Source organism: Pseudolysinimonas yzui, from assembly GCF_014653215.1.
In the GTDB taxonomy this organism is placed as follows: domain Bacteria; phylum Actinomycetota; class Actinomycetes; order Actinomycetales; family Microbacteriaceae; genus Pseudolysinimonas_A; species Pseudolysinimonas_A yzui.
In genome coordinates, this window is sequence record NZ_BNAI01000003.1 from 217,457 (window position 1) to 229,837 (window position 12,381).

At 69.4% G+C, this 12,381-nt stretch carries 15 protein-coding genes; 9 read left to right on the top strand and 6 right to left on the bottom strand.

What is annotated here, in order from left to right:
* Nucleotides 1–24: 24 nt before the first annotated feature.
* The 6 genes from xseA (at nucleotide 25) to IE173_RS09710 (ending at nucleotide 4,537) form a co-directional block, all read left to right on the top strand.
* The gene (gene xseA, locus IE173_RS09685; RefSeq protein WP_229842040.1) at nucleotides 25–1,191 is read left to right on the top strand and encodes an exodeoxyribonuclease VII large subunit; all 1,167 of its coding nucleotides are present in this window, start codon (nucleotides 25–27) and stop codon (nucleotides 1,189–1,191) included.
* A gap of 10 nt (nucleotides 1,192–1,201) precedes the next feature.
* Nucleotides 1,202–1,429: an exodeoxyribonuclease VII small subunit gene (locus IE173_RS09690; RefSeq protein ID WP_373298466.1), complete on the top strand. Its 228-nt coding sequence runs from the start codon at nucleotides 1,202–1,204 to the stop codon at nucleotides 1,427–1,429.
* Nucleotides 1,426–2,013 carry a DUF4245 domain-containing protein gene (locus IE173_RS09695; RefSeq protein WP_191283268.1) on the top strand — a complete coding sequence of 196 codons (588 nt, stop codon included), beginning with the start codon at nucleotides 1,426–1,428 and terminating at the stop codon, nucleotides 2,011–2,013. The genes IE173_RS09690 and IE173_RS09695 overlap by 4 nt, the downstream gene beginning before the upstream one ends.
* A complete protein-coding gene (locus tag IE173_RS09700) occupies nucleotides 2,010–2,636 on the top strand; it encodes a carbonic anhydrase (RefSeq protein ID WP_191283269.1) in 627 nt (208 codons plus the stop codon). The genes IE173_RS09695 and IE173_RS09700 overlap by 4 nt, the downstream gene beginning before the upstream one ends.
* Before the next feature lie 61 nt (nucleotides 2,637–2,697).
* Nucleotides 2,698–4,095 (top strand): class II fumarate hydratase, encoded by a 1,398-nt coding sequence (locus IE173_RS09705; RefSeq protein ID WP_268248910.1) that lies wholly within the window; start codon nucleotides 2,698–2,700, stop codon nucleotides 4,093–4,095.
* 37 nt (nucleotides 4,096–4,132) lie between these two features.
* Nucleotides 4,133–4,537 (top strand): HNH endonuclease, encoded by a 405-nt coding sequence (locus IE173_RS09710; RefSeq protein WP_191283271.1) that lies wholly within the window; start codon nucleotides 4,133–4,135, stop codon nucleotides 4,535–4,537.
* A gap of 105 nt (nucleotides 4,538–4,642) precedes the next feature.
* On the opposite strand, the gene IE173_RS09715 is transcribed toward IE173_RS09710, so the two are convergent.
* The 3 genes from IE173_RS09715 to IE173_RS09725 all read right to left on the bottom strand — a co-directional run bounded on the left by IE173_RS09715 (nucleotide 4,643) and on the right by IE173_RS09725 (nucleotide 8,078).
* Complete coding sequence (locus IE173_RS09715) at nucleotides 4,643–6,001, bottom strand: PhoH family protein (RefSeq protein ID WP_191283272.1); 1,359 nt, start codon at nucleotides 5,999–6,001, stop codon at nucleotides 4,643–4,645.
* A 185-nt stretch (nucleotides 6,002–6,186) separates the two neighbouring features.
* Nucleotides 6,187–7,296, bottom strand: coding sequence for an aminotransferase class V-fold PLP-dependent enzyme (locus tag IE173_RS09720; protein WP_191283273.1), 1,110 nt, complete (start codon nucleotides 7,294–7,296; stop codon nucleotides 6,187–6,189).
* On the bottom strand, nucleotides 7,293–8,078 hold the full coding sequence (locus IE173_RS09725) for an isoprenyl transferase (RefSeq protein ID WP_229842022.1): 786 nt from the start codon (nucleotides 8,076–8,078) through the stop codon (nucleotides 7,293–7,295). Before IE173_RS09725 ends, IE173_RS09720 begins: the two co-directional genes overlap by 4 nt.
* Nucleotides 8,079–8,138: 60 nt before the next feature.
* Here IE173_RS09725 and trhA point away from each other — a divergent pair, with 60 nt between their 5' ends.
* Nucleotides 8,139–8,858 carry a PAQR family membrane homeostasis protein TrhA gene (gene trhA, locus IE173_RS09730; RefSeq protein WP_191283275.1) on the top strand — a complete coding sequence of 240 codons (720 nt, stop codon included), beginning with the start codon at nucleotides 8,139–8,141 and terminating at the stop codon, nucleotides 8,856–8,858.
* Nucleotides 8,859–8,918: 60 nt separating this feature from the next.
* Here trhA and IE173_RS09735 read toward each other — a convergent pair whose 3' ends face one another.
* The gene (locus tag IE173_RS09735) at nucleotides 8,919–9,143 is read right to left on the bottom strand and encodes a hypothetical protein (protein WP_191283276.1); all 225 of its coding nucleotides are present in this window, start codon (nucleotides 9,141–9,143) and stop codon (nucleotides 8,919–8,921) included.
* A gap of 48 nt (nucleotides 9,144–9,191) precedes the next feature.
* Between IE173_RS09735 and IE173_RS09740 the strand changes: the two genes are divergently transcribed.
* Together IE173_RS09740 and greA are read left to right on the top strand one after the other, a co-directional pair.
* Nucleotides 9,192–9,590 (top strand): DUF4307 domain-containing protein, encoded by a 399-nt coding sequence (locus tag IE173_RS09740; protein WP_191283277.1) that lies wholly within the window; start codon nucleotides 9,192–9,194, stop codon nucleotides 9,588–9,590.
* A gap of 80 nt (nucleotides 9,591–9,670) precedes the next feature.
* Nucleotides 9,671–10,156, top strand: a complete 486-nt coding sequence (greA, locus tag IE173_RS09745; protein WP_191283278.1) for a transcription elongation factor GreA — start codon at nucleotides 9,671–9,673, stop codon at nucleotides 10,154–10,156.
* On the opposite strand, the gene IE173_RS09750 is transcribed toward greA, so the two are convergent.
* Both IE173_RS09750 and ilvA read right to left on the bottom strand, forming a co-directional pair.
* Complete coding sequence (locus IE173_RS09750) at nucleotides 10,144–11,121, bottom strand: DUF2332 domain-containing protein (RefSeq protein WP_191283279.1); 978 nt, start codon at nucleotides 11,119–11,121, stop codon at nucleotides 10,144–10,146. The two genes, greA and IE173_RS09750, sit on opposite strands and share 13 nt — an antisense overlap.
* 7 nt (nucleotides 11,122–11,128) lie before the next feature.
* Nucleotides 11,129–12,373: a threonine ammonia-lyase gene (gene ilvA / locus IE173_RS09755; RefSeq protein WP_191283280.1), complete on the bottom strand. Its 1,245-nt coding sequence runs from the start codon at nucleotides 12,371–12,373 to the stop codon at nucleotides 11,129–11,131.
* Nucleotides 12,374–12,381 lie beyond the last annotated feature (8 nt).

A 12,381-nucleotide genomic window follows, 5' to 3' on the forward strand; every position in this document is an offset into this window, starting at 1 on the left:
CCGGAGGCGCCGTGGCCCGTCGCGATGATGTCGGGGAAGCTCAAGGAGTACATCGACCGGCTCGGCACGGTGTGGGTCGAGGGCGAGGTCACCCAGTGGGGGCTCTCGGGCGGCAACGCCTACGGCAAGCTCAAAGACCTCGAACAAGACGTCACCCTCTCGTTCCGGGTCTGGTCGACGACGCTGCAGAAACTCAAGGAGGAGTTCAGGCAGGGCGACCGGGTCGTCGCGCTGGTGAAGTCGGAGTGGTGGCCCAAGGGCGGCACGCTCACGATGCAGGTCTTCGACCTCCGTCACGTCGGCATCGGCGATCTGCTCGCGAAGCTCGAGGCGCTGCGCCGCAAGCTCAGCGATGAGGGGCTGTTCGCGGTCGAGCGCAAGCAACGGCTGCCGTTCCTGCCGACCTGTATCGGCCTGGTCACGGGCAAGGATTCGGATGCCGAGAAGGACGTGCTGCGAAACGCCCAGCTGCGGTGGCCGGCCGTGCAATTCCGCATCCGGCACGCCTCGGTGCAGGGCGACCGGGCCTGGGCGGAGGTCGCGGGAGCCATCAAGGCGCTCGACGCCGACCCCGAGGTCGACGTCATCATCGTCGCCCGCGGCGGAGGCGACTTTCAGAACCTGCTGCCGTTCAGCGATGAACGCCTGATCCGCGTCGTCGCCGAGTGCCGCACCCCGGTCGTCAGCGCGATCGGGCACGAAGCCGACAGGCCGCTGCTCGACGACGTCGCCGACCTGCGTGCCTCGACCCCCACCGACGCCGCGAAACGCGTGGTGCCCGACATCGCCGACGAGCTCGCCCGGGTTCGTCAGGCGCGGGGCCGGATGCTCGCCCGGGTGACCGGAATGGTGACGACCGAGATCGACCGCATCGGCCACATCCGCTCCCGTCCCGTGCTCGCCAGCCCCGACCGCATCGTGACCGACCGGGCCGAAGAACTCACCCGCTGGGTCGCGCGCGGGGCCGAGCTGCTCGACTACGCATTCGAGCGCGCCGGGCAGCGCGTCGTCGAACTGCGCGCGCAGTTGCGGGCGCTCTCGCCACAAGCCACGCTCGAGCGCGGGTACGCGATCGCGCGGCTCGAATCCGGTGCGGTGCTGCGCCGCGCCGACGACGCCGCGAGCGGCGACCGGCTGCGGCTGACCCTCGCCGAGGGAGAGGTCGCCGCGACCGTCGAGAGCCCTGGGTAAGGTGGAGGCCGTGTCCGAGATCGCCGAACTGAGCTACGAGCAGGCCCGCGACGAGCTCGTGAAAGTCGTCGGACAGCTCGAACAGGGTGGGGTCTCGCTCGAGGAGTCGCTCGCCCTGTGGGAGCGCGGCGAAGCGCTCGCCAAGCGTTGCGAGGAGTGGCTGATCGGCGCGAAGGCACGCCTGGATGCCGCCCGCAGTTCTGCCGCCCAGCCGGCCGCGACCGACGGGGCCTCGTGACGCTGCCCGACCAGGAGGCGGCACCGACCGCCGCCGAACGCCGCGCCGCCCGTCGGGCGAATCAGACGGCCTTCAACCTCGTGCTCGCCCTCATCGCCTCGCTCGGTGTCGTGCTGTTCCTCGTCGTCGTCGTCGTGCGCCCCGAGATGGAGCCGCGCACCGTCGACTTCCGCCAGATCGGGGCCGACGCCCAGAGCAGTGTCGACGAGCCGCTCGCGGTGCCCGACCTCCCCGACGCCTGGACGGCGAACCGCGCCGAACTGGTCGGGGACCCCGCCGACGGCGTGACGCGCTGGGAGATCGGCTTCCTGACTCCGAACGGCGAATACATCGGCCTCGTGCAGGGCGTCGACGCGAACGACTCGTGGCTCGCCGACCAGGTGCACTCCGCCCGATCCGACGGCACCGAACGCATCGGCGGCCTCACCTGGAGCAGCTACGACCGGCGGGATGTCGACGACCCCGGCAATGTCGAATACGCCCTGGTGACGACCTCCGGGGCCTCCACGATCGTGCTCGGCGGCACCGCGACCGACGAGGAGTTCGCGGTGCTCGCCGCCGCCGTCGCAAAGGAGCTGTCATGAGCGGACGCCGCACCCCGGCCCAGGTCTGGCGCGAGATGGCGCGCGGCAACGAGCGCTTCGTCGCCGGTGAGCCGCAGCACCCCCGTCAAGACGTCGAACGCCGCACCGAGCTCGCCGGCTTCCAGGCCCCGCACGCGGCGCTGTTCGGCTGCAGCGACTCCCGGCTCGCGGCCGAGATCATCTTCGACAAGGGTCTCGGCGACCTGTTCGTCGTGCGCAACGCCGGGCAGGTGATCTCCGACTCCGTCGTCGGGTCACTCGAGTACGCGGTCGCGGTGCTCGACGTGCCGCTCATCGTCGTGCTCGGCCACGACGAGTGCGGGGCGGTGCGCGCCGCGATCGACGCCGAGAAGCCCGACGCCGCTCCCCTGCCGCCGCACATCGCATCGCTCATCGCCCCGATCCGGCCGGCCGTCAAACGCGTGCCGAGCGACGGCGGCGACCCCGACATCCTCGAGGTCGGTCGCGAGCATCTGCGTGACACCGTCGCGGAGCTGCTGGAGAGCTCGGAGCTGATCAGCGCGGCCATCGCCGCGGGTACGCTGGCTGTCGTCGGCGCGAACTACCGGCTCCTCGAGGGTCGCGTGGTTCCGGATGTCGTCCTCGGCGCGATCGACTCCTGAGTCGGCCCGCCACCCCACGCCACCGCTCCCTCGCCCGCATCAACCGAAAGGCCACGTCGCCGTGAGCACCGAGCCCGCGTTTCGCATCGAGCACGACACGATGGGGGAGGTGCGGGTGCCCGCATCCGCCCTCTATTCCGCACAGACCCAACGCGCGGTCGAGAACTTCCCGATCTCCGGGTCGGGACTCGAAGCCGGCCAGATCGTCGCCCTCGCCCGCATCAAGCGCGCCGCCGCTCTCGTCAACAAGGAGCTCGGCATCCTCGACGGTGCCATCGCCGACGCGATCGTCGCGGCCGCCGACGACATCATCGGCGGAGCCCACCACGACCAGTTCCCGGTCGACACCTACCAGACCGGTTCCGGCACGTCGTCGAACATGAACATGAACGAGGTGCTCGCGACCCTCGCGACGCAGAAGCTCGGCTCCCCGGTGCACCCCAACGACCACGTCAACATGTCGCAGTCGAGCAACGACGTCTTCCCGACCTCGGTGCACGTCGCCGTCACCGGCGCCCTCGTGAACGACCTCGTGCCCGCGCTCGACCACCTCGCCAAGGCCCTCGAGGTGAAGGCCCACCTGTGGAGGGGTGTCGTCAAGTCGGGCCGCACCCACCTCATGGATGCCACCCCCGTCACCCTCGGCCAGGAGTTCGGCGGCTACGCGCGCCAGGTGCGACTCGGCATCGAGCGCGTCCAGGCCGCCCTCCCCCGCGTCGCCGAGGTGCCGCTCGGCGGCACCGCGACCGGCACCGGAATCAACACGCCCGCCGGCTTCTCGGCCCGCGTGATCGAGGTCGTCGCCGAGACCTCGGGTCTGCCGATCACCGAGGCGCTCGACCACTTCGAGGCGCAGGGCGCGCGCGACGGACTCGTGGAGGCGTCCGGTGCCCTGCGCGTCATCGCGGTGTCGCTCACCAAGATCTGCAACGACCTGCGCTGGATGGGGTCGGGGCCGAACACCGGGCTCGCCGAACTCTCGATCCCCGACCTGCAGCCCGGGTCGTCGATCATGCCCGGCAAGGTCAACCCCGTGATCCCCGAAGCCGTCATCATGGTCGGCGCCCGCGTCGTCGGCAACGACGCGACGATCGCCTGGGCCGGCGCGACCGGCAACTTCGAGCTCAACGTCGCCATCCCGGTGATGGGCACGGCGCTGCTGGAGTCGATCCGACTGCTCGCGAACTCGTCGGTGCTGCTCGCCGACAAGACCGTCGAGGGCCTCGAGGCGAACGAGGAGCGGGCCCGCGCGATGGCGGAGTCGTCGCCGTCGATCGTCACCCCGCTCAACAAGTTCATCGGCTACGAGAACGCCGCGAAGATCGCGAAGCATTCGGTGAAGAACGGCCTGACGGTGCGCGAGGCGACGATCGACCTCGGCTTCGTCGAGCGCGGCGAGATCTCCGAGGCCGATCTCGACAAGGCGCTGGATGTCTTGTCGATGACCCGCCCCGGCTAAGCCCGCCGTTCCCGCCGCGCGGTGGGACACTCGCCGCATGACGATCGACCGCTCACGTCGCGCCCGTGCGGCGCGCAAGCGTCGACGTCGCTTTCTCGCGGCCGACAATGACCTGACGCCCGCCCAGTGGACGGCGATCCGAGTCGCGTGGGGCGGGTGTGCCTACTGCGGCGCGTCGGATGCGTCTCTGCAGAAGGATTGCGTGCTCCCCCTGAGCCGGGGTGGCCGATACACGCTCGACAACGTCGTGCCCGCCTGTCGGTCATGCAACGCCAGCAAGAGCAACGACGAAGTGACCGGCTGGCTGCGCAGGAAGCGTCTCGACGAACCGCGGTTCCTGCTGCGGTGGGCTCAGATCGTCGTCGACCTTCGTACCCGACTCTCGGAATCCGAGGACTTCATCGACGTCTCATCCACGACCACCACGGATTCCGAGAGTTAGAGCACAGCCGCGGAACCGAGGCCCCCGACCGCGCTGGACGGACCGGGCCCACGCCGCGCTTCCCCGGCGACGTGGTGCCCGGCCCTAGACGCATACGCGACAGCGCTACGCCAGCTCGTTGCCCTCGAGCATCTCCGTGACGAGCGCGGCGATCGCCGACCGTTCGGAGCGGGTGAGGGTGATGTGCGCGAACAGAGGATGCCCCTTGAGGGTCTCGATCACGCTGGCCACCCCGTCGTGGCGTCCGACCCGGAGGTTGTCGCGCTGGGCGACGTCGTGCGTGAGCACGACCCGGGAGTTCTGGCCGATGCGGCTGAGCACTGTGAGCAGCACATTGCGTTCCAGCGACTGGGCTTCGTCGACGATCACGAACGCGTCGTGCAGCGAACGGCCGCGGATGTGGGTCAGCGGCAGCACCTCGAGGATGCCGCGCTCCACCACCTCTTCGAGCACGTTCTCGCTCACCAGGGCACCGAGGGTGTCGAAGACCGCCTGACCCCAGGGGTTCATCTTCTCGTCCTTGTCGCCCGGCAGGTAGCCGAGCTCCTGGCCGCCGACCGCGTACAGCGGCCGGAACACCATGATCTTGCGGTGCTGCTGCTTCTCGAGCACCGCCTCGAGGCCCGCGCACAGCGCGAGCGCCGACTTGCCGGTGCCGGCCCGACCGCCGAGCGACACGATGCCGATCTCCGGGTCGAGCAGCAGGTCGATCGCGAGTCGTTGTTCGGCGCTGCGACCGTGGAGTCCGAAGACATCCCGATCGCCGCGCACCACCCGGAACTCGCCCTTGCCGCTCACCCGCCCCAGCGCCGAGCCGCGCTCGGAGTGCACGACGAGGCTCGTGTTGATCGGAAGGTCGGCGACCTGGCGCGACGAGATCGTCTCGTTCTCGTAGAGATCGGCCATCTGTTCGGCCGAGAGGTCGACCTCGGCCAGACCCGTGTATCCGGAGTCGACCGCGAGTTCGGCCTTGTACTCCTCGGCGGTGAGACCGATGGATGCCGCCTTGACCCGCATCGGCAGGTCTTTCGACACGACGGTGACGTCGAGCCCGTCGTTCGCGAGGTTCATCGCGACGGCGAGGATGCGGGAGTCGTTGTCGCCGAGCTGCAGCCCCGACGGCAGCACCGACTGGTTGGAGTGGTTGAGTTCGACCCGCAACGAGCCGTTGTCACCGACGCTGATCGGGAAGTCGAGGCGTTCGTGCTGCCGACGCAACTCGTCGAGATTGCGGAGAGCCTGCCGCGCGAAGTACCCGATCTCGGGATCGTTGCGTTTCGCCTCGAGTTCGGTGACGACGACCACCGGCAGCACGACGGCGTGCTCCGCGAACCGGAAGATGGCCTTGGGATCGCTCAGCAGCACCGAGGTGTCGAGGACGAATGTCCGCTCCCCCTGCTTCGGTTTCCCACCTCCGCTCTTCGCGCTGGTGGACTTCTGCTGGGGCTTCTCGAGTGCGGGCACTCCCACTCCATCCCCGGGGATGTCTCCCCCGGCTGGTGTTACGTGGCGGCCACTTCACTCGGAACGAACTTACGTGGCCGCTCCGACCAGGCGCCGTGCCTGATGTCTCCGACGCTAACCCCGGCCGTGTGACGCGCGCGTTTCGACACGCCCCCATCGCGTTACGGGCGTGTGAATGTTCCTCGTCAGATCGACGTGGCGTACGAGACCAGCGCGGCGCGCAGCATCGAGAAGGTCTCCTCCTCGACGGTCGCGTGCGCCGAGAGGCGCACGGCGGTGTCGCGGACGGTCGCCGTGATGCCGTGGTTGTGCAGCGAAGCGACGAGCACCGTGAGGTGCTCGGGCAGCGGCTCGACGACGACGATCCCGGCCCGCTCCGCCTCGGCGCGTGGGGACACCACGGGCAGGGCGTACTCGTCGGCGAGGTCGATGAGACGCGACACGTTGCGCGCGATCTCGGCGTGAAGGGTCGGGATGCCGACGGCCGCGACCTCCTCAAGGGCTGCGGCGAGGCGGCCGGCAGCGATGGGGTCGGCGTTGCTGATCTGGTATGCGGCAGCTCCCGGAACCGGGTCGGTGACCTCCTGGTAGAAATCGTCCTCTGCCCCGGCGAAGTTCGACCAGACGGGAGTGAGGTGGTCACGTGCGCGGTCGCTCACGGCGAGGAACCCGCAGCCGATCCCCGCCCGCGCCCACTTCTGGCCGCCCGACGCGATGACATCGGCGACCTCGAACGGCGCGTCGACGACGCCGAAGCCCTGCGCGGCATCCACGATCAGCAGGCGATCGCCGATGACCTGTCGGATGCCCTCCAGGTCGACGAGATACCCGGTGCGGTAGTCGACGAGGCTCACCGCGACGGCGACGACCGACGACGTCAGCTGGTCGCGGAGGTTGCCCGGGGTGACGCGACCGTCTTCGGTCTCGAGCCAGAGCGGGGCGAGCACGCCGAGCGAGTCGGCAGCGCGGCGCACCGCGAAGGTCAGCGACGGGAACTCCGTCGGCGCGAGCGCAACGCCCCCGGTGACGCCGAACATCGTGTGCATGAGCCCCTGCGAGGTGCTCGGCTGGAACACCACCTGGTCGGGCCGGAACCCGCCGACCGCGGCCACGGCATCCCGCAACCGGTCATGTTGGGTGAGCAGCGCCGCGAGCGATCCGAATCGCGCATGCGCGAGCACCCCGCTCAGCGCCGTCTGCTCCTCGAGCACCGTGCGGCCGACCGGGCCGACGCGGGCGTAGTCGAGGTAGCCCGGCTCCTCTTCGAACCGCTCCTGATAGTCCCCCAGATTCACGCCCCGAATCTCCGATCTCGTGTGGCATACGCGCGCAACGCACGCAGGAAGTCGACCTCGCGCAGATCGGGCCCCAGCGATTCGAGGAAATAGAACTCGCTGTGCGCGCTCTGCCAGAGCATGAAGTCCGAGAGCCGCTGCTCGCCCGAGGTGCGGATGATGAGGTCGGGATCGGGCTGGCCCTGCGTGTAGAGGTGGTCGGCGATCAGCTCCGGGGTGAGGATCTCGGCGAGATCGTCGATCGTGCCGCCCCCCTTGCCGTGCGTGCGCACGATGCTCCGCATGGCATCCGCGATCTCCCGCCGACCGCCGTAGCCGATCGCCAGGTTGACGTGCAGACCGGTGTTGCCGGCCGTGCGGTCTTCCGCGCCGCGCAACACGTCGATGAGCGGCTGCGGCAGCCCCTCGGTCGTGCCGACATGCTGGATGCGCCAGCCGGCAGCCCGCGACAGGTCGTCGGCGAGGTCGGCGATGATCTCGAACAGCTGCCGGAGCTCTTCCGGATCCCGCCCGGTGAGGTTGTCGGTGGACAGCAGGTAGATCGTGACCATCCGGATGCCGAGGGAGTCGCACCAGCCGAGGAACTCGCGCATCTTCGCCGCCCCGGCCCGGTGTCCGTGAGCCGCCGTCTCGAGCGCCTGCTCCTTCGCCCACCGCCGGTTGCCGTCGATGATCATGCCGACGTGGTGGGGTCGCGGGAGGCCGCTGAGTTCTTTGCGCAGCCGGGCTGAGTAGAGGCCATACAAGAGGCCCTTGCCGGATGAGCCGTTCCGTTGTGGCACCTGACTAAGGTAGTCGACCGCTCCCAGGGACTTCGCCCGGGCTGGTCGTAAACTCCGGGCATGACCGCGCCCCGCACCCAGGCCGGGGATGACATCCCGAACATCCCGCTCCTCGAGGACGCGATCGCTCATCCCGAAGTCGAAGGCAAGCCCACCTGGCGCGGCTGGATCCATGCCGGTACGGCGCCGCTCGCCGTCGCCGCCGGGATCGTGCTCATCGTGCTCGCCGAAGGCGCCGCCGCGAAGGCGAGTGCCGCGATCTTCATGGCGTCGTCGATTCTGCTGTTCGGGGTCTCCGCCGTGTATCACCGGTTCAACTGGAGCCCGAAAGTCAAAGCCGTCTTCCGGCGACTCGACCACGCGAACATCTTCGTGCTCATCGCCGGCACCTACACCCCACTGGCGATCAACGCCCTCACTGTCGACAAGGGTCTCGTGCTGCTCATCGCCGTCTGGGTGGGAGCTCTGCTCGGCATCATCTTCCGGGTGTTCTGGGTGAACGCGCCCCGCTGGTCGTATGTGCCGCTCTACGTCGGCCTCGGCTGGGCCGCCGTGTTCTACGCCGTCGACCTCGTGCAGTTCAACGCCGTCGCGATGCTGCTCGTGCTCATCGGCGGGCTGTCCTACACCGCGGGTGCGCTGTTCTACGGGTTCAAGCGCCCCAACCCGTGGCCCGGCACGTTCGGGTTCCACGAGTTGTTCCACACCTGCACGGTGATCGCGTTCCTGTGCCACTGGACGGCGATCCTGCTCATCGTGCGGGCGCCGTTGGGGTGGTAGCCCGGGTAATCCGTCGCAGGTGTGACGGATTACCCGAGGATCGGGCTGCGGTTCGGCGGATTAGTCGTCCTGCTCCGCGGCGGCGGCCTCTTCGGCATCCAGTCGTTCGTTGACGGCGGCGCGGTGGTTGATGCGGCGGATGCGGCGCACCATGTCGATCACGAGCAGCACGACCGCGACCGCGACCAGGAAGGTCAGCGCGAACCCGATGACTCCGGGGGTGACCGTGTTGGGGTCGAGTTCCTCGCCCGGGGCGGGCGTCGACGCCCAGAGTGTGTGGAGCAAGGGGGCCTCCCGGTCCGAATAGCCTGGTTCCAGGGTAATGGAGGCGAGATGACAGACTCGGCGGTCGCAGCACGATACGGGCGCACCCCGGCCGACCGGCGACGGCGCGCCATCGTCGCGATCGTCGCGGCCGCGGGAGTGCTCGTCGTCGTCGTCGCCTGGGTCGTGTGGGTGGGGGTGTTCAGCCCGACCGCGAGTATCGACACCCGCGACACCGGCTATGTGACCCGCGCTGACTCCACCGTCGACATCCGCTTCGAGGTGACGACCGAGCCGGGCACTCCGGTGTCGTGTGCGCTCCAGGCGCTCAACGAGTCGTTCGCGATCGTCGGGTGGAAGATCGTCGAGCTGCCCCCCGGCGACGACCGAACCCGCGCCTTCGTCGAGAACGTGAGGGTCACCGAGCCCGCTGTCACCGGGTTGATCTACCGTTGCTGGCTGACCTAGCATGGTGCGACTGCCCGGCTTCGGCCGGGCTGTCGCATTAGTCGGGTCCACCCGACGCCCATCCCGCAAGGAGCATCCCGATGTCCGACACCGCTGCCACGACGTGGCTCACGCAGGAGTCCTACGACCGGCTGAGCGCCGAGCTCGCCGAGCTCGAAGGCCCCGCGCGCCTCGACATCGCCAAGAAGATCGAGATGGCGCGCGAAGAGGGCGACCTCAAGGAGAACGGCGGATACCACGCCGCCAAAGACGAGCAGGGCAAGATCGAGGCGCGCATCCGCCAGCTCACCCAGCTGCTGCGGCACGCGACCGTCGGCGAACCCCCGGCGGCGTCGGGTGTCGTCGAGATCGGAACCGTCGTCACGGCGAAGATCGCGGGCGACCCCACCACCTTCCTGCTCGGCAGCCGCGAGATCGCCGACGACGACATCGACGTGTACCCGGCGACGAGCGCGCTCGGCGAGGCGATCCTCGGCCTGAAGGTCGGCGAGAAGACCAGCTACACCGCACCCAACGGCAAGGAGATCGCCGTCGAGGTCACGAAGGTCGAGACCTACCGGGGCTGAATCGCCTCGTACGACCCGCCGTGAAACCCGGTGAGGGCCTGCGGAATCCCGTCGAGCGCCAGCACGTAGCGCGACGGCATTCCGAGATCCTCCGGTAGCCGATCGCGGACCTCGTCGATGACCGCGATGCCTTCTTGCGAGATCCATCGCGCGCCGGTGCCCCGGATGACATCGACCGCGTGCTGTCGACGGCCGGCCTCGAGGTAGTTGAGCACAGCGGTGTGCATGACGACGAGCGTCGCGTCGGTCGGCGCCTCCGCCGCGAGTGCCGGGAGAGCCTCGACCAGGTCGCCGCGCACGATGCGCACCGGGTCAGCCGCGACGACCGCCCGAGCGGCCCGCAATCGATCGAGACGGTCGGCGTGCTCGGGCCAGACGAGCAGCTCGAGCCAGCGCGCGTCGTCTCGGTCGCTTACGTCGAGCGGGTTGAGGTCGATGCCGGCGCGCCAGACGATCTCGGGATGCCGCGTCGGCGGTGCGACGCCCGAGATGACGCACGGGATGACCGGCGCCCCGGGATCTCCCGTCAGCATCGTCTCGCCCTGCGGCGTCTGGAAGACGTAGGAGTAGCGATCCGGAACGAGACACAACCCCGCCGACGCGCCCACTTCGATGAGCGCGATCGGACCGTCGATCGCCGACAGCACGGGAAGCAGGGCCCCGCAGCGCGCCGCCTCGTTCGTCTGCGTCGCGCGCGCCGACATCACCGCGACGACGTCATCCCAATGCGCGTGAATCCACGGCCCGACGATCTCGTACTCAGCGAGCGGCGCCCCGGCGAAGCGCACCGCCGCGAACAGCAGGTGCGGCTGTCGCTTCAGCCGTGGCAGGTTGACGAGCCGCGCTCGTAAGGCGTCATCGACGATGACCCCTTCCGCCCAGCCCGCGTAGGTCGGCGAGCTGCCGGTCACCTCGTGGTCGACGAACCAGCGGTAGCGATCGATCAGCTCCGCGTCGTCGGTCATGGACGACTCAGCTCGTGACGCGCGGGCGGTAGCCGGCGTCGCGGAGCCGCGTGAGCACGAGCTCGGCGTGCGACGGGCCGCGGGTCTCCATGTGGATCTCGATGCCGACCTCGCTGATCATGAGGCCGGTGCCGTGGCGGGTGTGCAGCACCTCTACGACGTTGGCGTTGGCATCCGCGATGATCTCGGCGATCCGCGCGAGCTGACCGGGGCGGTCGGGCAGCGGGATGACGACCTTGAGGTACCGCTGATCGGCGGCGAGACCCCGCCCGATGACGCGCTCCATCACCATCGGGTCGATGTTGCCGCCCGACAGCACGACGACGGTCGGACCCTCCGCGTCGATGACCCCGGCGAGCAGCGCGGCGACGCCGACGGCTCCGGCGGGCTCGACGACGAGTTTCGCGCGCTCGAGCAGCACGACGAGCGCGCGGGCGATGTCGTCGTCGCTCACGGTGACGACATCGTCGACGGTCTGGCGGATGATCTCGAAGTTGAGGGTTCCCGGACGGGCGACCGCGATGCCGTCGGCGATGGTCGGGCCGACGGTGACCGGGATGATCTCGCCTTCGGCGAGTGACCGAACGTAGGGTGCCGCGTGGTGCGCCTGCACTCCGATGACGCGGATGTTGCGCTCCGGTGCGGCGTGGGCGACCGCCGACGCGAGCCCCGAGATCAGCCCGCCACCGCCGATCGGCACCACGATCGTGCCGACCTCGGGCAACTGATCGAGGATCTCCAGGCCGAGGGTGCCCTGCCCGGCGACGATGTCGTGGTGGTCGAACGGGGGGATGAAAGTCGCGCCGGTGCTGGCCGCGAACGCCTGCGCGGCGGCGTTCGTGTCGTCGAAGATGTCGCCTTCGAGCACGACGTCGGCGCCGTAGCCGCGGGTGGCCTGCAGTTTCGGCAGCGCGACACCGGTGGGCATGTAGATGGTCGCGGTGATCCCGAGTTCACGGGCCGCGAGGGCGACCCCCTGGGCGTGGTTGCCAGCGGAGGCCGCGACGACTCCTCGACTGCGTTCCTCGGCGCTCAGCTGGGAGAGACGGTTGTAGGCGCCGCGGATCTTGTACGACCCGGTGCGCTGGAGATTCTCCGCCTTGAGGTAGACGGGCACGCCGGCGCTCTCGGAGAGGAAGCGCGACACCTCCATCGGCGTCGTCTGCACGACCGCCGAGACCCGGTCGCGGGCCGCGACGAACTCGTCGAGGGTGGGACCCGGGAGGGTCGACCGATCCAGCTCAGCTCTCATCGGGCGCC

What these genes read in the sequence shown, in the direction of transcription:
- xseA (WP_229842040.1), top strand. Translation starts at nt 25, where the DNA reads ATGATGTCGGGGAAGCTCAAGGAGTACATCGACCGGCTCGGCACGGTG.
- IE173_RS09700 (WP_191283269.1), top strand. Translation starts at nt 2,010, where the DNA reads ATGAGCGGACGCCGCACCCCGGCCCAGGTCTGGCGCGAGATGGCGCGC.
- IE173_RS09710 (WP_191283271.1), top strand. Translation starts at nt 4,133, where the DNA reads ATGACGATCGACCGCTCACGTCGCGCCCGTGCGGCGCGCAAGCGTCGA.
- trhA (WP_191283275.1), top strand. Translation starts at nt 8,139, where the DNA reads ATGACCGCGCCCCGCACCCAGGCCGGGGATGACATCCCGAACATCCCG.
- IE173_RS09740 (WP_191283277.1), top strand. Translation starts at nt 9,192, where the DNA reads ATGACAGACTCGGCGGTCGCAGCACGATACGGGCGCACCCCGGCCGAC.
- greA (WP_191283278.1), top strand. Translation starts at nt 9,671, where the DNA reads ATGTCCGACACCGCTGCCACGACGTGGCTCACGCAGGAGTCCTACGAC.
- IE173_RS09750 (WP_191283279.1), bottom strand. Translation starts at nt 11,121, where the DNA reads ATGACCGACGACGCGGAGCTGATCGATCGCTACCGCTGGTTCGTCGAC.
- ilvA (WP_191283280.1), bottom strand. Translation starts at nt 12,373, where the DNA reads ATGAGAGCTGAGCTGGATCGGTCGACCCTCCCGGGTCCCACCCTCGAC.